Below are 16701 nucleotides of genomic sequence, written 5' to 3'. Positions count from 1 at the left end.
GGCTCCACCGAACTGTTCTGGCTGGCGGCTGGCCGGATTTTGGACTACTGCTAAAAAAATGCCATTCAATATTTGCGGGATGCGGTATTGGGCTGCGGGCTCATCGAAAAATCACGTGCAACAACCAGGCTGATATGATCGACGACGCCGGCAAATTGAACGGGAGCCGGCGACAAAAATTCGCGCAGCATCTGTCTTCAAAGCAACACGACAACTCGTTGCGCAACACGCGCGTTGCGCCACTAACGTTCGGCTGCGAACAATCTGACGCTTTCTGTGATGCCCTTGAGGGAATGACTGCCTTCATCGTGAAACCGGATGTTCGAGCCTGCGACAAGATCACGGACGGTATTCGACACCAGAACCTGCCCGGGCTTTGCCATCGTCGCAACGCGTGATGCAATGTGGACCGCGATGCCGCTCAGATCAGTATCGGTGATTTCGATCTCGCCGGTGTGAAGGCCGGCCCTCACCTGCAGCCCAAGCGCTTCAACGCCCTCATTGATCGCCAGCGCGCACCGGATTGATCGAGCCGGCCCGTCAAAGGTTGCCAGGAAGCCGTCTCCCATTGTCCTTACTTCATGCCCTCTATGTCGCGAGATCTCCCGCCGCACGAGAGCGTTGTGCCGGTCAAGCACATCGTGCCATGCGCGATCCCCGATCGTCTCGGCACGCTTGGTTGAGTTCACAATGTCAGTGAACAGAACCGTGGCGAGCACGCGATCAGATTCGATTGCGCACCGCGATCCTGTCAGAAACTCCTCAACCTCATCCAATGCCCGTTCTGTTTCGCCAGTCCACAACAGGTGATCGCTGCCGGGCAGTTCAAGATATTTTGCGTTGGGGATTTGCCGGGCCATGAACCGGCCGGCTTCAACGTTGACGCGAACGTCCCCTTGTCGATGAATGATTAACGTTGGCACCTGGATCGACGGTAGGACTGGACGGACATCGATTTCGCTGTTCATTCTCATAAGTGCGACGACCGCAGAGGGACTTGCACCGAGACGTTCAAAGCGGGCCCATGCCAGCTTGAACGTCTCATCTGATGCCACGCTGGGCGCGAACAAACGGAGGCTCTCGCCGGTCCCCCAATTCTTCTCCATGCGTTCCAGGGCGCCTTCGATTTCGTCCGGCGCCAAAACCCACGAGCGGAAGTGGCCATAGGCGCCATACAGGACCAGTGCTCGGGTGCGTTCCGGGTAGGTGGCCGCGAACAGGACTGACATCGCGCCGCCTTCGGAGATGCCGAACAGGGCGGCCTGCTCCGAGCCCACGGCATCCATGACGGCGCGAACGTCATCCATGCGCTCTTCCAGGGTTGGCACGCCAACCGTCCTGTCAGAAAGCCCGGTGCCGCGCTTGTCGAACATGATCAGGCGGGCGAAGGCCGCCAAGCGGGTCCAGACTCGCGCACGATAGGGTTCTTCCCAAGCGACATCGAGGTTGGAAATGAAACCGGGAACGAACACGAGGTCGAACGGCCCTTCGCCGACAACCTGATAGGCGATGCGAACATCACCGCTCTTTGCGTATTGCGTTTTCGGAACCATTGCACATCACTTCACATAACGTGGCGTGATCGGCTTCCGGTGAGCAGGTGCGATCTAAATCTTACCAGCTTGCCGCGGTGCGCGGAAGCCAAAACCGCGTAGCTCGGCTTCGGCATGCGGTAATCGGCTGCTGCTTACCAGAACAGCCATCACACAAGCCAGCTTCAATGTGCTGCTCCGTGCATGGTCGCGCGGTGGCCGAGTGGTGGGCCTCGTACTTCGTAGCGCAGGACCCACGAGCGTCCAACGAACGATATGGATGCAGTCCTGCGCTGTCACACGGGCCTTTTTCGAACTTCTCCGGCGCTTGTCGATGAGGAGAAAAGCGGATCGGCGATCCGACCCAAGGATATAAGCCAAGGCGGCGGCGTCTCGATCGTTTTCGCCGGCCGCCGCAAGGGCGCGCGCAAATCGATGCGCTGCGCTTCACCGGCGGCAATCCAGAATGCTGCGCTCTCGTCGAGATCGATCACGATATAGACCGGCGGACGGCCATGCTGCAGGCCGGTGTTGAAGACCCAGGTTGTGTCGAGGCGGTCGAACCACGCGCCGTCGGGGATGAAGGGCGACTGATGCACATGGCCCGATATCACCATCGACGGCTGGTATTGCGCGATCCATTGCACCAGTTCGACGTCGCCGAAGAACCGCTTGCCGCCCCAGCTCGTTGGCGAATTCGCAGGCGGCGCGTGATGCACCCAGATCCAGCGATCCACCCGCTCGAGCGCAGCATCACGAAGCTGGGTTTCGATGCGGCTCTTGACCAGCGGCCCATCCCACCACGGACACACCGTGAAGCGCGTATCGCCGACGGTGAGGCTGTCGCCGTCGCAGGCGATGCCGAGCTCGCGGACGTCACCGATCCAGCGCGCGATCTTCTCGCCTTCGGCGCTGCGGTCGTCGAGATCGTGATTGCCGGAGCAGAGAATGACGCGTGTCTCTTGGGACAGCAGCGACAGGTATTTTTTCACCACCAGAATCTGCGCGCGGAAGTCGACGAACGAGGAGATATCGAGCGCGTCGCCGGCAAAGATGACCACGTCGAATTCACGAGCCGCCGCGAGCAGCCAGTCAAATTGCGGCAACGAATAATGCAGATCGGCAACAACGAGGCAGCGCATGATGATCAAATCCAAATATGCCCGGGAAACAGGCGATCCGCAGTCGGATGCATTCAGGCAGAGGGGATTCGAGCAAGATTTGTGCCGACCCTGATGTTCAGACAGGACCGGTCCCCCGATAGAAAGATTACTGGCAGGTCCGAAATGGGCCGGATATCGGACATATCGTAGATATGGCAAATCGACGCGAATGACCCTGAACGGACTCGCGTGCGCCCCAAAAAGGGCCAATCAATTGCGCGCCTCTCGATCAGCATTGATCAACTTTTGAAGCTTGCCTGGGTCGAGAGCCTCATGAGAGTCAAGCACGCCGCGAACGTAGGATAGCAATGCGCTTCGCTCTATTGAGGGTCGCTCAACGATCTGGATTCCTTTTCCCCGGTCGTACATGTGGCCATGCGAGAAAAAATTCGCGCGCGTTGCGGCGAGCGAGTAGCTCCCGTTCGGTCCTCCCCAAACCTCATTGACGCTTACATCGCCCTGACCATCATCTTCCCACCAGCAAACGCAGCAGATTTCCCATGCACTCCTCTCGGAAAGAGTGGGAAATCCACAGCACGGACAAGGGAATAAAGGGCTGGGCGGCATTGGGAGGGGAGTTTACCTGTAAGCCCGATGGTTTGTCATGGGGCCCTTGCTGAAAAGACGCCGTCTCGGTTCGGCTTCTGGCCCTGGGCAGAAGTGGCTGCATCGACCTGTAAAGTCCGATCTTGGGGGAAAAGCGGATGCGCATTCTTAGGCCGGCGATGTCGCATTTTGACCCAAAGCAGTCGTTTGATTCAAGTTTTACCGTTTCAATGGACGTATGAGCGACGGTTCTGATCTACGAGTGGCGGCGACAACAGGCGAGAGGTCGTCATGACGGGGACCGTCATCTTTATCGTTTGGGTATGGATAATAGTTTTCCTATTCGCCGCTATTCCGGGAGTAGTCATTGGCTGGGTAGCTAGCGCGATGCTGGGCTACAGGCGCGGCATTATAGTTTCCGTTATGATCTCGATCGGCGCGACGATTTTCGCCATTCAGAAGGGTTTGCCCGGCTCTTACCTATATCTTCCGCCATTTTTGGTGGCTGCACTTCTCGGGGTTTGGATTAGCCGACGAACATTGAGAGTGCGGAAATGGCTACCTTTGGCGATCATGCTGGTTCTTGCGGCCGCCTACGGCGGGCCGCTGTTGCTTACCTATATTACGAACGGTGAACAGGATGAGTGCTCCTTTGGTCCGGTATCGAACGTCCAATATCGCGACTATTTGCGGCGTGCGAAGGAGCTATCGTCAAACACGCCGGGTAGTTTTACGTCGAATGACCAGGAAGCTAGGGCTCGTTTCGATGAGCTGTTCGAAAGGCTGATCGATGGAAAGCCCTCTGTCTACGAGAGGGTTGCAGCCTCGCACGCATTGCTTCGTTCGTTTGGGGCTCAATATCGAAACACCAACGTGCGCCCGGACCCGTACGAGACGGTTGCAAGAAAGGGCGGATTTGTAAGTTTCAGCTATTATTTGGACATCAACCGGCTTGGCGTTGGGCTCTTCAATCCCTTATTAATTTTTCGGCGGACGACGTATATCTCGGCACTTTTGACTGGGCCGGGAGATTTCTACCGCGGGCCGGTTCCCTCAGTCGTCGGGGATATTCGTTTTAACGTGAACTACCCTGCGTTCGACACTCGCCCTCCCGATGATCGAGCGCCAGAGAATTGTCCTCTCGTCCCAAGTCAAGCGCTGTCCGAAAGTTTTTCGCACACGACGAGGTAGGGACCTATTAACAAGATGAGCATGTCCGCTAGTGGCCCTTTTCGGACTTCAGGCGACGTCTGATTCGAGTCCGCAAAGCGCTGGATAGCGGACATCGATCAAGCCGCGCTCACGAATCTGGATTGATGAATACTGAGCCTAGTCCTCGCTCGCCTTGAACCGGCCGAGCCCCTTCAGCACGAACGGCGCTACTAGCGCAATCAGCGCAATGCCGAGCAGCGTCGCCGACATCGGACTCTGCAGCAGCACGATGGGATCGCCGAGGCTGATGGCGAGCGCCCGGCGCAACTGGCTTTCGGCGATCGGCCCCAGGATGAGACCGACGACGACAGGTGCGATCGGGAAGTCGAACCGGCGCATCAGAAAGCCCAACACGCCGAAGGCTGCCAGCATCGACAGCTCGACCACCGACGGCTTTGCAGCGATGGTGCCCATGGTCGCGAACACGAGAATGCCGGCGTACAGCCACGGCTGCGGGATCGCGAGCAGTTTTACCCATAGCCCGACCAGCGGCAGGTTGAGTACCAGCAGCATCACGTTGGCGATGAAGAGGCTCGCAATCAGCCCCCACACCAGATCGGGCCGCTCGGCGAACAGCAGCGGTCCCGGGTTCAGCCCGTATTGCTGAAAGCCCGCCAGCATCATCGCAGCCGTCGCCGAGGTCGGAAGCCCGAGCGTCAATAGCGGCACTAGCGTGCCGGCGGCGGAGGCGTTGTTGGCAGCTTCCGGCCCCGCGACGCCTTCGATCGCGCCCTTGCCGAATTCCTCCGGATGTTTCGACAGCCGCTTCTCGGTCGAGTAGGACAGGAATGTCGGAATTTCCGCGCCACCCGCGGGAAGCGCGCCAATCGGAAAGCCGAACATCGTCCCGCGCAGCCACGGCTTCCACGACCGCATCCAGTCCTGCTTCGTCATCCACAGCGAGCCGCGCACCGGCTCGATCTTTTCCTCGGCGTGATGGCGGCGCGAAGCGACGTAAAGCGCTTCGCCGACGGCGAACAGGCCGACGGCCAGCGTCGTCACCTCGACGCCGTCGAGCAGTTCGGGCGTGCCGAATGCGAGCCGGGCCTGGCCGGTGAGCTTGTCGATGCCGATCAGCCCGAGCGTCAGCCCGATGAACAGGCTGGTCAGCCCGCGGATCGGCGAATCGCCGAAGGTCGCAGACACCGTCACGAAGGCCACGCACATCAGCGCGAAATAATCTTCAGGCCCGAAGCGCACGGCAAAATCCACCAGCCACGGTGCGAGAAAAGCCAGGCCGATGGTGGCAATGGTGCCCGCGACGAATGAGCCGATCGCCGACGTCGCCAGCGCCGGACCGCCGCGGCCGGCCTTGGCCATCTTGTTGCCCTCGAGCGCGGTTGCCATCGACGCGCTCTCGCCGGGCGTGTTGATGAGGATGGCGGTGGTCGATCCGCCATACATGCCGCCGTAATAAATTCCGGCGAACATGATCAGCGAGCCGCCGGGATCGAGCTTGTAGGTCACCGGCAACAGTAACGCGACGGTGAGCGCCGGTCCGATGCCGGGCAGCACGCCTACGGCAGTGCCGAGGAACACGCCGATCAGCGCATAAAGCAGGTTCATCGGCTGGACGGCGACGGCCATGCCATGCGCAAGCGCAGCGAAGGTTTCCATTACAGCAGTCTTTCCAGAGGGCCGGCAGGCAGGCTCAACGTCAGCAGCCGATCGAAGGCGAGATAGATCAGCGTGGTCATCACGAGCGCGATGACGAGGTCGGCGAGGATGGCGCGGCGCCCGAACGCCGCCGAGGTGGTGACGAACAGCGCCGATGTCGCCAGGATGAAGCCGCCGCCGAGCCCGATGATGGCGATCAGCAGCGCAAGTCCGCCGAGGATCAGCAGCACGGGCTTGGGATCGGCGCTCTCGCGCGGCGGCAGGTTGCTGCGCAACGCATCGATCAGATTGCCGATCGCGAGCAGGCCGAGCCCGATCGCGACGACGACCGGCATCACCTCGGGCCCCATGCCGTACATGGTGGTAGCCGGCAGTTGCCTGGAGTCCCATACCAGCACCGCGGCAAGCGCTGCGAGCGCCGCGGCAACGACCAGGCCCGCACGATCGATGCGCCGCGCCGCCGGGGCCTGCGGAAGGTCCGTCATGATTTGACGAGGCCGACCGACTTCAAGACGTCGGTGACACGCGCGGTTTCCTTCTTCAGGAAGTCGGCGAACGCATCGCCGGAAAGATAGGCGTCATCCCAGCCCTTCTGCTTGAGGATGTCCTTCCAGGCATCCGACTGGACCATCTTCTCGACCGTTTCGCTCAACGTCTTGCGCTGCTCCGGCGTGATGCCGGGAGGCGCGACGACCGAGCGCCAATTGGCGAGCACGAGGTCGATCCCTTGTTCCTTGAAGGTCGGAATATCGATCCCGGCGATACGCTTCTCTGAGGTCACGCCGAGTGCGCGCAATTTGCCGGATTTGATCTGTCCTTCGTATTCGCTCAGGCCCGAAATGCCTGCGGTGACCTTGCCGCCGAGAATGGCCGCCAGCGACTCGCCGCCGCCGGAAAATGGAATGTAGTTGATCTTCTTGGCGTCGGCGCCGATCGTTCCCGCAAACAACGCTGCCATCACATGATCAACGCCGCCGGCCGAGCCGCCGGCAAAGGTTACCTTGGCGATATCGGCTTTCACGGCCGCGGCAAGATCCTGCGCTGTCTTGAGCGGCGAATTCGCCGGCACCACGATCACCTGGATTTCCTCGGTGAGGCGCGCAATCGGCGTCACCTGTTCGAGCGTCACCGGCGACTTGTTCATGGCGAGCGCGCCAACCATGACGAAGCCGTTCACCATCATCTGGTTGCCGTCACCCTTGGCGCCATTGACGAACTGCGCGATGCCGATGCTGCCGCCGGCGCCGGCAACGTTCGTGACCTGGACGCTACGGGCGATCTTGGCGGCGACCAAAGCCTGCTGCATCGCGCGGGCGGTCTGATCCCAGCCGCCGCCGGGGGCTGCGGGCGCCATGATCTTGAGCTCGAGCTGCTGCGAGAGGGCAGGTGCTGTGGCTGCAAGCGTCAACGCGACGACCGCGCCGAACAGGCGCGTATGAAACGGCATCATGGGATTTCCTCCAGGCTCACGCGGAGCCGCTGTGTGTCAATTCGTCGCATATCAGCCGGAAAACCCGCCGCTGTCCAGAAGGACCTTTGTGGGGGCGGACCGGATCTTTCAGATTTCGTCAGGGCTTTGAAGCTCGTGCGTTTTTGGCCTTCGGCACTTGCCTGACCGAAAGTGAAACGCCAATTGCTCGGCACACGTCCGAACAGGCAGCGTGCTTTGCGTTGCCTTGGCCTGGCTGTGGCGCCTGAATAAGACGCGATGACGAAGGGGCCACGGCCTCGGAGGCGAACGCGCCGCTGATGATTGAGGCGAAATCGATGCACGAGAATGCTCAATCCGGTCGAGAAGCCGATCGAAGCAGCGGCCCCAAGATGCGGCTGTTCTCCGCCGCCCTGAGCATGTTCGGCGCAAAGGTTCAGATCGCTGCACACGAGAAGGACATCGATTTCGAACTGGTCATGGTCCCCTTCACCCAGAAGGAGGGTTATGCGCCGAAGCATCCGGAAGTCCTGCGCATCAATCCGAAGCGCCAGGTCCCGGTGCTGATCGATGGCGATCTCGAGATTTTCGATTCCACCCAGATCTTCGAGTATCTCGAAGACATCAAGCCGAGCCCTGCGCTGTGGCCTGCGACCCCTGCCGCGCGAGCCTGGGCTCGCCGATTGGAGCATGAATCGGACGAGGTCTATTTCCCGCATATCATCAAATTGATGCCGCTCTGGAATAGGCCAGGCGATCCCGCCGGGACGCCCGCGCGCGAGGCCGCTGCTGCCTATTATCGAACCATGGAGCGTGTCCTTGGTGACCGCGAGTTTCTCGCCGGCGAATACTCCTTTGCCGATATCGCGTTCTATATGGCCCAGCTCTTCGGTGCCCGCATGGGTGCCGACATGACCGGCGAAACGCCGAGACTTCTGCAATGGCGGCAGCGCATGACGACGAGACCGGCCGTCATCAAGGTCGTTCGACCGATGGCCGACTATTTGCGCAGCGATGGCCGCAGCGTTCCAGCGTTTCTCTCGCCAATAGCGACGTGATCGACGCTGCGGCTACCCACGCCCGTTCGTCTCCGGCTACGCCCGCACCACCGCGGGCGGAAACACGATCTCGATCAGGGTGCCGGAGCGGCCGCCGGTCTTGATCTGGAATTTGGCGCGGTTGGCTTCGACGAGCGCCTTGGTGAGCGACAGGCTGACGGCCGCACTCTCGGACTGATCTGACGGCGCCCGCGTGCGGAACGGCTCGAGGGCTGCGGCAACCTCGTTGTCGTTGAGGCCGTGGCCGGTGTCGCGGACCCGCAGCATCACCTCGCCGAAATCGGACAGCGCGGTCGAGACGATGACCTGGCCGCCGGCATTGGCGAGATGGATCGAATTGCCGATCAGGTTTAGCGTGATCTGGCGCAACGCCTGCGCGTCTGCGATCACAGGCGGCAGCGTGTGCGCGAGCGAAGTGCGGATGATGATGCGCTCGCGGTTGGCCTGCGGCTGCATGACCGCCACGCAGCTCTCGACCATCTTGTTGAGATTCTGGTTGGTGAAGGCGAGATCGAGCTTGCCGGTTTCGATCCGAGAGAGATCGAGCAGGTCGTTGACGATGGCGATCACGTGTTCGCCGGCGGCGCGGATGTCCTTCATGTATTCGCGGTAACGCTCGTTACCGAGCGCGCCGAAACGCTCCCCGATCATCACTTCGGCAAAGCCGATGATGGCGTTGAGCGGCATTCGCACCTCGTGGCTGATCCGGGCCAGCACGTCGGCCTTGGCGTTGGCGGCGCGTTCCGCCAGCCGTCGCGCCTCGCGCAACTCGCTCTCGGTCTTCTTGGCCTGCGAGAGATCGCGGAACACCGCGAAGAAATTCGGGCCGTCTGGGCGGGTGCGGCCGATGGTCATCGACAGCGGAATGATGCCGCCCTTACTTTCGCGGCCGAGCACCTCGCGGCCGTGATCGAGCAGGCTTTCGACACCGGAGGCCTTGATGCCGGCGAGATATTCGAACACGCCGTGCTGGCTTTCGGGCGCAAAGAGATCGGCGAGATTGCGTTGGACCAGTTCGTCGCCGTCATAGCCGAACAGCGCTTCGGCGCTGCGGTTGGCTGCATGGATGTTGCCTTCGGCATCGAACATCAGGATGCCTTCGGCTGTGGTGTCGAGGATGGCGGCGAGTTCTTCGGCGTTGGCATGGCCGACATCGGACGGTTCGGGGATGTCCAGCTCCGCTACCGGCTCGGCTTGCGAGATGGCGGCGGCGATCGCCGCGCCCTCATGGCGCGTGGTCGAGAAGATCAGGGCCAGCGCCGAATCGCCGTCCCATGAAATCGTGTGGAGGCGGGCCTCGGCGGCCGATGACGGCGCGTTTGCATCCGCAGGCCCGCTTGCGGAAATCGTCACCGGCCTCCCGGTGTCCGATGTCGAGGACGCATTCGACGTGCCGGGTTCGACATAGAGCGCGTCGAGGCCGCCGGCCTCTTCCAGCGCATGCAGGCTGGCATAGCCCATCTGCGTCAGGAAGGCGGGGTTGGCATACAGCAGGCGGTCGAGGCGGTAGATCAGGATGCCGACGGGTAAGAGATCGAGCAGCGCCTTGTCGCGCGCGGCTTCGCCATGCGCGGGCGGTTCGGGCGAGGCCAACCATTCGGGCGGCCCGCCGGCTGGTTCGCGCGCGAACGATGCGACGGTTGGTTCAAAGATCGTTTCACCGGTGACGTTCGGCACCGCCTCGTTACCATTCTCGGTGACGAGCCGCGCCGACAATTGCCGCGCGAGTTCGTCGAAGGCGCTGTTTTCGACCGGCGTCAGCGATAGCGGCTTCGCCTCGCCGGGGACGCGGAATGGCACCACGTTGGGAGCATCTGTGGGCAATTCCGTCACGGTGTCCTTCAAGGCTTCGTTGGCGCTTTCCTTGACGCTTTGCTCGACGCTTTCCTTCACGCTTTCCTTGGGAGGTTCCACGGGCGTTTCCAAATCGTTTTGATGTGAAGTCTCGGCAGCAATCGGTTCGGGCAAATCGTCGACCAAAGGCGGTGCAACGCCTGTCGGGCTGGGAAATTCCGGGGCGGGCGGCTCTTGCGGCATTGCCATCTCGCCGGTCAATTCCGCCAGGCGCAGGGCGGCGAGCAGGGCGAGGGCGTCGAAATCGCGGCAGACGCCAAAGCCGCGATAGCCGGTGAAATTCCGCTGCCCATCGAAAATCGGCAAGCCGGACAGTTCAACCGGCAGAGTGCCGCCGCCATCGACCGGCCAGTTCAGCACGATGCCGCTCCAGGTAGCACATGTGGCGAACGCCTTCATCATCCGCCCGTCGGGATCGAGCGCAAAGTTCTCGGCGATCTCGCGCCATGGCCGCCCGAAGCCGGCCGTGGTGCGCGGGCCGATCAGGCCGGTGAATTCGTCGGTGCCGAGCGTGAAGCGGCCTTCCCGATCCATCTGCCAGGTGAAGCGCAGCGGCAGGCGGCGGGTCGGCTGCCTGGCGAATGCTTCGATCGCCGGGAATGGGGTGGGTGGAGCGGGCTCAGTCGCGGCCGGCTCCTCCGCGGCGGCTGGCTCGGCAAACGCATCGAACAATGCAAACTCGGCGGGCGCTTCGCCCGATTGCGCGGGCTGTTCGTAATCGGGAGCCGGCTGCGGCACGGCCACTTGCTCCATGACGGGCGCGCTCGGCTGCGGGGCTGGTTTTGACGCTGTGGCCTCGGGCCGCATCTCGTTCTCGGGCTGCTCATGCGCCCGCGCCGGCCGCGGCGCGATCAGCGCGATGTCGCCGGCCGCGATCAAGACACCATGGCTGCCATTGGGAAAGTCGAACCGCGAACAGCCGCAGGTCGCAAGCATGCCGGGCGCTGCGCCAAACCCCTGTAACCGCTCCAGGCGGATGGCGCCGTTGGCGAGCAGCCGTCCTGCGAGCCGCGCGATCTGCCGCCGGTGCCGGTCGGCCGGTCCGAAGGTCTTCTCAGCAAGGGCTGCGGCGCTGGCGGCGCCGAACATGCGGGCGCCGGCCGGATTGGCCCACAGGATCCGCCTGCCGTCGGCCGTCCACAGCCATGCCGGCAGGCGGCTCGCCGCATAGGCCGCCAATCGCGGATCGCTCTGCATCCGCCACTGAAATTCCGCGTCCTTCATCGCAACTACATGACCGTCCGGCGCCACGATCGGCACCAAAATGCCGATAACCTTAAGGGATCGTTACTATCGCAAGCCGGCGGCAGCAGGTCCACGGCCCGGCCGTCCGGCCGTGGTTTAAGCGGCGGATAACCTTAACCCCGGCTGGACCCTTTGGCTGGCCGCCGCGTTGGGTGGTTGCAAACGGCAGTCAAGGGTTCAACGGGGAACCTCCCGGCGCCGCATCCGTCCCCGGAGCGGCCCCCTGACAGTATCCGGACGCAATCCCAGCCAATGCAAAGGAACGCACCATGAGTGGCGAAGTGCGAGACCGTTTCGAGATACCCAAGGAAATGCGATCGATGGCGGAAGCGAGCCTGGAGCAGGCCCGCAAGACGTTTGAGAAATTTGTCGCCGCCGCGCAGACCACCGCGGATACCATCGAGGAGCGTAATGCCTCGATGCGCGAGGGTGCCAAGGATGTCCGGCAGAAGGCTGTCGCCTATGCCGAGAAGAACGTGCAGGGGTCGCTCGATTACGCGCAGTCACTTCTGAAGGCCAAGGACCTGGCCGAGGTGACGCGGCTGCACAGCGAATATGTGCAGGGGCAAATGCGTGTGCTGGCGGAGCAGGCCAGCGAGATGAGCCAGATCGTCGGCAAGGCCGCCATGGATGCGGCGAAGCCGAAAGCCTGACCCCGCCCGCAGCGGGCAGTACTGCAACCGCCAAATGGACCGGCTGGAAGGCGCATCCGGTGCGGGTTCCCTATGCGGCGTCGCACCAGAAATTGCAGTGCGTTGCACAAATTTGACACGATATGGGTGCTTATTGGGCGAGCCCGTGGATGGGCAAACTTCCGTGAGTGCGTGTGTGTACGTGATCCCTTTTGGCGTTCCTTCCGGTCGTCCGCCCGGCACCCGCCAGGGGAACATCGATTAACCCCATTGTGAAGGATGCAACCTGTGACCAGCTCCACCGATCCCTTCTCCGCCTCCATCATTCCCTTCGAAGTTCCCGAGCAGATGCGCGCACTCGCCGAAAAAGGCGTTTCGCAGGCCCGCGACAACTACGCCAAGTTCAAGGATGCAGCCGAAACCCACAATGGCACCATCGAGGCCGTGTTCACTACCGCCAGCAAGGGCGCCAGCGAGTACAACGCCAAGCTGATCGAGTTCTTCAAGGCCAACACCTCGTCCTCGCTCGATTTCGCGCAGGAGCTGCTCGGCGTGAAGACGCCGGCGGCAGCGCTCGAACTGTGGACTGCGCACGCCAAGAAGCAGTACGAGGCCTTCACCGCGCAGGCCAAGGAGCTTGCCGAGCTTGGCCAGAAGGTTGCGACCGAGACCGTCGAGCCGATCAAGGCCTCCGCCTCGAAGTACTACAAGCCCGCCGCCTGATCGGGCTCGCATCGCCAACGAAAAGCCCGGGCGAAGCGGCCCGGGCTTTTTGCTGTTACGGGACCATTTTGCGGGCCCCGGCGCGATCCGCGTTTGAACGCAACACGCGCCCGAAACGACTATAATCAGATGCTTCCCGGCCTTGCCAAAGGCCGGCGTTGCACCTAGTTTCCGGCCCATTCGCGACCCCCTTTTGGGGCCCCGCGTGAGGGATGCAGTTGTAGCTCAGTTGGTTAGAGCGCCTGTCTGTGGAACAGGAGGTCGGTGGTTCGAGCCCACCCAACTGTACCAATCCTTCAGTCGCTGAATTATCTCCCGACCTGTCGTGACACTTGTGCTGTGGCGCGTTGTCCAGCCGTGCTTGCCAAGCCCCACTCGTTCACCCACAATTCCGGGAATCATTGCGGCTTGGGGGAATTCATGGCGATTTTTCGGATCGAAAATTTTCAGCTCGGATTGTTGCTTGCCGGCGCACTAGCCGTTTCGATCTCGCCCGCCGTCAGTCAGACCTATACACCCGAACAGGAGCAGGCCTGCACCGGGGACGCGTTCCGCCTCTGCAGCTCCGATATCCCTGACATCAGCCGCGTCACCGCCTGCATGGTGCGCAACAAGTCGCAGCTCTCGCCGGCTTGCCGGGCGCACTTCCGTCCCGAGCCCGATGAAATCACGGCCCGGCCGGTGGGCCGGCCGACCATCATCCGGCCGGCAGCCCCGCGCAAAGCCGCTGCGGCCAAGCCGCGAAAAAAGCCGAAAAAGCCTGCGACCTGACGGCAGCGCGCCCGTTTCAAGGTCGCTTTTCGCGACAGACTGACGCTTGCCAGCGGCCGATTCAGTGAACATCTCCCATGGAGAAGAGGAGAGGGTTCATTGATAGATCACAGTAAAGAGCTCGACCGGCATTTTGCCTGGTTCGAGAGGAAGCTGCCATCGGGGCCGGCGAAGTTCGTCGGCTGGGTGCGCAAGCCGTCGTCGATCTACGTCCGAGTACCGCTTGCCATACTGCTGGTCGCCGGCGGCTTTCTCAGCTTCCTGCCTGTGCTCGGGCTCTGGATGCTGCCGCTCGGACTCCTTTTGTTCGCGCAGGACATCCCGCCACTGCAGAAGCCGTTGTCGCTGGGGCTTGGATGGATCGAACGCAAATGGCTCGAACGCCAGCGCGCAAAGCTCGAACGCGAGCGCACAAAAGGCGCGCAGTGAGCCAGGCAAGGTGAGCTTTCGATTCCTTCTCAAGGTCACCGGGGTTGCACGGTGTGACTCAAAAACCAGCCTTATTGGCAATTAAGTGGCTTCATCACGGCGGGTGATAAATTTTTCTTTCACGAATCACCGCGCTGATTCATTTTCGGCTTCTGGGGTCAACTGGAGGCCAAGATATGAACGTAATTGTTTTCGCATCACGTAAGGGGGGCTCGGGAAAGAGTACCCTGGCTGCTCACCTCGCTGCCCATGTTCACAAGGCAACGAAGCCCATCCTGCTCGTCGATGCCGATCCGCAGGGCTCGCTTACGCTCTGGCACAAATTGCGCGGCACCAACGAGCCGCCGATCAAGGCCGCGGTGAATTCCGTCAGCGGCATCGTCGCTGCCGCCAAGCGCGATGGCATCGAATGGGTGTTCATCGACACGCCGCCGAATTTGTCGGCCGTCGTCGACGATGCGATCCGCAACGCCACCATGGTGATCATTCCGGCGCGGCCCGGCGTGTTCGACGTCAACGCGGTGCAGGAAACCATTCAGACCTGCCGTTCGGCGCGCAAGCCCTACGCGGTCGTGATCAACGGTGCGCCTGCCGAACGCGACGGCGCCGAGAGCCGCATCGTCAGCATCGCACGTGAAGCGCTGGCGAAATTCCGCGCGCCGGTGTGGAGCGGCCAGATCACCAACCGCGCCGATCTGATCATGGCGCTGAGCCAGGGCGAAGGCGCCCGCGAATATTACGCGGAAGGCCGGGCGGCCGCGGAGATCAGCAGGCTGTGGGGCGCGATCGAGCGTTCGATCAAGGCGATCCGCGGAACGGCGTCGGCATCGGGCGCCATGCACAAGCAGGCGGCGTAACAACGCCGCTCTCGATCTGCCGGACTGATAAAGAACGCGCGGGCCCCGCGCGTTTTTCTTTTTGTTACGCCACCATCAGCACGTAGAACACGACCACCGGCGACAGCGTCAGGATCACCGACCAGACGCCGACAGCCCACAGAATGTCCTCGGTTGAAAAGCCCTGTTGTCCAGGAATGCTGTTGTTCTCGAAATGCACGACGCGCCCCCGCGTTTTTCTGTTGTATATGGGGATGTTGATACGCCAACGGTTTTAAAAAGCCGGTTGCGATTTTGCTTGCATTTGACCGCACCTGCTACCGCCGATTAACCACCGCCATGTCTGGTTAACTTTCCGTGACCGCATGCCGTCAAAGTCGATCGAAGCCTCCCCCGTAACGTTAGAATTTTAGGCGTATGGATCTCCCGCTCAGAAAAACGACGGGGGAAAAACGATGAGCACTTACGACAAGAAATTTCCGATTGCCGAGTACGCCCAGAGCATGCACGACGTTCTTCTGGTGTCGTCATTCGCCGCCTGGGCGATGCTGCTCGGCTTCGCACCCGTGATGGCCTATCGCCTGCTGGTGAGCTAATTCCATTTCTCCCTCTCGCCATCGGGCGAGAGGGAGCCGATGCCATGCTTAAGCCCGCCGCAAAAGCTGTGGCCTCCGCTGTTCGACTTCCTCGTCGAGCAATGCCGCCAACTCTGCGCTTATCTCCACCATTGGCAGGCGAACCTCGGCGCTGTCGATCAGTCCGTTGCGCGCCAGCCAGTATTTTGCGGGCGCCGGGCTCGGCTCGGCGAACAACAGCCGGGACAGCCGGGAGAGCTCCTTCCAGCACGCCCGCGCGCCGTCGCGGTCGCCCTGCGTGAGCAGCGTCCGCAGCGATGCGAAGGCCTCGGTCTCCAGATGCGCCGACAACAGAATTGCGCCATCGGCGCCGTCGGCGAGCGCGTCGTGATACTCCGCGTCTTCGCCGGTCAGCACGCGAAAGCCTGCTGGCCGTCTCGCCAGAAAGTCAATCGACTGCGCGCGGTCGGCGCCGCAATCCTTCATGCCGACAATGTTTGGATGCAAGGCAAGTTGCAGCAACGTCTCATTGGTGAGGCTGACGCCTGTCCGGTAGGGAATGTTGTAGAGCACGATCGGCCATGAGGCGTGATCGGCGAGCGCGGTGAAGTGCTGCACGAGGCCGCGCTGCGACGGCCGGATATAATAGGGGCTCGCGATCAGATAGCCGTCGATCGGCCAGGTCGCCGTCTCATCCAGCGCATCGAGCATCTTCGCGGTGGAGGCGCCGGATAGGCCGAGCAGGATCGGCAAGTGACGCCGGGTGGCGGAGAGTTCGCTCTGCGTCAGCGTCACCAGCCGCTCGAGTTCGTCTGCGCGGAGCGACATGCCTTCGCCCGACGTCGCCGCGAGAACGAAGCCGTCGACGGGGCCAGCCGCATAGTGTCGGACGAGCCGGCGCAGCGACGCCTCGTCGAGTTCGCCGTCGCGAAACGGCGTGATCAGCGGCAGCCACAGGCCCTGCAGCCGGCTTGCCAGGTCGTTGGTCGAAGGGGCAGTCATCGTTCCATCTCCTTTGGGGGTAAGCGCCGGAGACGGGACCAACAAAAAACCCCGTCCAGACGGCGGGGTTCGGGATC

General features: G+C 62.0%; 18 protein-coding genes and 1 tRNA gene. 9 read left to right on the top strand and 10 right to left on the bottom strand.

The annotated features are described in order from the left end of the window. Nucleotides 1-65 precede the first annotated feature (65 nt). The 4 genes from V1290_RS14285 to V1290_RS36525 form a co-directional block, all read right to left on the bottom strand. Entirely contained in the window at nucleotides 66-191 is a 126-nt protein-coding gene (locus tag V1290_RS14285) for a hypothetical protein (RefSeq protein ID WP_334365004.1), read from the bottom strand. A 51-nt stretch (nucleotides 192-242) separates the two neighbouring features. Then, entirely contained in the window at nucleotides 243-1553 is a 1311-nt protein-coding gene (locus tag V1290_RS14280; protein ID WP_334365003.1) for an adenylate/guanylate cyclase domain-containing protein, read from the bottom strand. A gap of 275 nt (nucleotides 1554-1828) precedes the next feature. Beyond that, nucleotides 1829-2674, bottom strand: a complete 846-nt coding sequence (locus V1290_RS14275) for a metallophosphoesterase family protein (protein WP_334365002.1) — start codon at nucleotides 2672-2674, stop codon at nucleotides 1829-1831. A 231-nt stretch (nucleotides 2675-2905) separates the two neighbouring features. Next, entirely contained in the window at nucleotides 2906-3262 is a 357-nt protein-coding gene (locus V1290_RS36525; RefSeq protein ID WP_442894989.1) for a CPCC family cysteine-rich protein, read from the bottom strand. A gap of 270 nt (nucleotides 3263-3532) precedes the next feature. Between V1290_RS36525 and V1290_RS14270 the strand changes: the two genes are divergently transcribed. After that, nucleotides 3533-4432 (top strand): hypothetical protein, encoded by a 900-nt coding sequence (locus tag V1290_RS14270; RefSeq protein ID WP_334365001.1) that lies wholly within the window; start codon nucleotides 3533-3535, stop codon nucleotides 4430-4432. Between the two features lie 138 nt (nucleotides 4433-4570). On the opposite strand, the gene V1290_RS14265 is transcribed toward V1290_RS14270, so the two are convergent. From V1290_RS14265 to V1290_RS14255, 3 genes are read right to left on the bottom strand one after another with little or no spacing between them, the layout of a single operon-like run. After that, the gene (locus V1290_RS14265) at nucleotides 4571-6070 is read right to left on the bottom strand and encodes a tripartite tricarboxylate transporter permease (RefSeq protein WP_334365000.1); all 1500 of its coding nucleotides are present in this window, start codon (nucleotides 6068-6070) and stop codon (nucleotides 4571-4573) included. After that, a complete protein-coding gene (locus V1290_RS14260) occupies nucleotides 6070-6555 on the bottom strand; it encodes a tripartite tricarboxylate transporter TctB family protein (protein WP_334364999.1) in 486 nt (161 codons plus the stop codon). The genes V1290_RS14265 and V1290_RS14260 overlap by 1 nt, the downstream gene beginning before the upstream one ends. Beyond that, entirely contained in the window at nucleotides 6552-7520 is a 969-nt protein-coding gene (locus V1290_RS14255) for a Bug family tripartite tricarboxylate transporter substrate binding protein (protein WP_334364998.1), read from the bottom strand. Before V1290_RS14255 ends, V1290_RS14260 begins: the two co-directional genes overlap by 4 nt. A 317-nt stretch (nucleotides 7521-7837) precedes the next feature. Here V1290_RS14255 and V1290_RS14250 point away from each other — a divergent pair, with 317 nt between their 5' ends. After that, nucleotides 7838-8557: a glutathione S-transferase family protein gene (locus V1290_RS14250; RefSeq protein ID WP_334364997.1), complete on the top strand. Its 720-nt coding sequence runs from the start codon at nucleotides 7838-7840 to the stop codon at nucleotides 8555-8557. A gap of 36 nt (nucleotides 8558-8593) precedes the next feature. On the opposite strand, the gene V1290_RS14245 is transcribed toward V1290_RS14250, so the two are convergent. Beyond that, nucleotides 8594-11635: a PAS domain S-box protein gene (locus tag V1290_RS14245; protein ID WP_334369025.1), complete on the bottom strand. Its 3042-nt coding sequence runs from the start codon at nucleotides 11633-11635 to the stop codon at nucleotides 8594-8596. Between the two features lie 290 nt (nucleotides 11636-11925). Between V1290_RS14245 and V1290_RS14240 the strand changes: the two genes are divergently transcribed. From V1290_RS14240 to V1290_RS14215, 6 genes are all read left to right on the top strand, one after another. Continuing rightward, entirely contained in the window at nucleotides 11926-12309 is a 384-nt protein-coding gene (locus V1290_RS14240; protein WP_334364996.1) for a phasin family protein, read from the top strand. 267 nt (nucleotides 12310-12576) lie between these two features. Continuing rightward, entirely contained in the window at nucleotides 12577-13011 is a 435-nt protein-coding gene (locus V1290_RS14235) for a phasin (RefSeq protein ID WP_334364995.1), read from the top strand. Between the two features lie 214 nt (nucleotides 13012-13225). Then, nucleotides 13226-13302 (top strand) — tRNA-His (locus V1290_RS14230). Between the two features lie 129 nt (nucleotides 13303-13431). Further along, a complete protein-coding gene (locus V1290_RS14225) occupies nucleotides 13432-13782 on the top strand; it encodes a hypothetical protein (RefSeq protein WP_334364994.1) in 351 nt (116 codons plus the stop codon). A 99-nt stretch (nucleotides 13783-13881) separates the two neighbouring features. Beyond that, nucleotides 13882-14211 carry a hypothetical protein gene (locus V1290_RS14220; protein ID WP_334364993.1) on the top strand — a complete coding sequence of 110 codons (330 nt, stop codon included), beginning with the start codon at nucleotides 13882-13884 and terminating at the stop codon, nucleotides 14209-14211. Between the two features lie 176 nt (nucleotides 14212-14387). Continuing rightward, nucleotides 14388-15068 (top strand): ParA family protein, encoded by a 681-nt coding sequence (locus V1290_RS14215; RefSeq protein ID WP_065743187.1) that lies wholly within the window; start codon nucleotides 14388-14390, stop codon nucleotides 15066-15068. 64 nt (nucleotides 15069-15132) lie between these two features. Here V1290_RS14215 and V1290_RS14210 read toward each other — a convergent pair whose 3' ends face one another. Beyond that, nucleotides 15133-15267: a hypothetical protein gene (locus V1290_RS14210; RefSeq protein ID WP_334364992.1), complete on the bottom strand. Its 135-nt coding sequence runs from the start codon at nucleotides 15265-15267 to the stop codon at nucleotides 15133-15135. Nucleotides 15268-15502: 235 nt separating this feature from the next. Between V1290_RS14210 and V1290_RS14205 the strand changes: the two genes are divergently transcribed. After that, the gene (locus V1290_RS14205; RefSeq protein WP_334364991.1) at nucleotides 15503-15643 is read left to right on the top strand and encodes a hypothetical protein; all 141 of its coding nucleotides are present in this window, start codon (nucleotides 15503-15505) and stop codon (nucleotides 15641-15643) included. 48 nt (nucleotides 15644-15691) lie between these two features. Here the strand turns inward: V1290_RS14205 and dapA are convergent, their stop codons facing one another. Beyond that, nucleotides 15692-16624 (bottom strand): 4-hydroxy-tetrahydrodipicolinate synthase, encoded by a 933-nt coding sequence (gene dapA / locus V1290_RS14200; RefSeq protein ID WP_334364990.1) that lies wholly within the window; start codon nucleotides 16622-16624, stop codon nucleotides 15692-15694. Nucleotides 16625-16701: the final 77 nt, after the last annotated feature.

The sequence above is a fragment of the Bradyrhizobium sp. AZCC 1578 genome (assembly GCF_036924675.1).
Taxonomy (GTDB): Bacteria; Pseudomonadota; Alphaproteobacteria; order Rhizobiales; family Xanthobacteraceae; genus Bradyrhizobium.
This window is presented reverse-complemented; position numbering and strand designations above follow the sequence as displayed.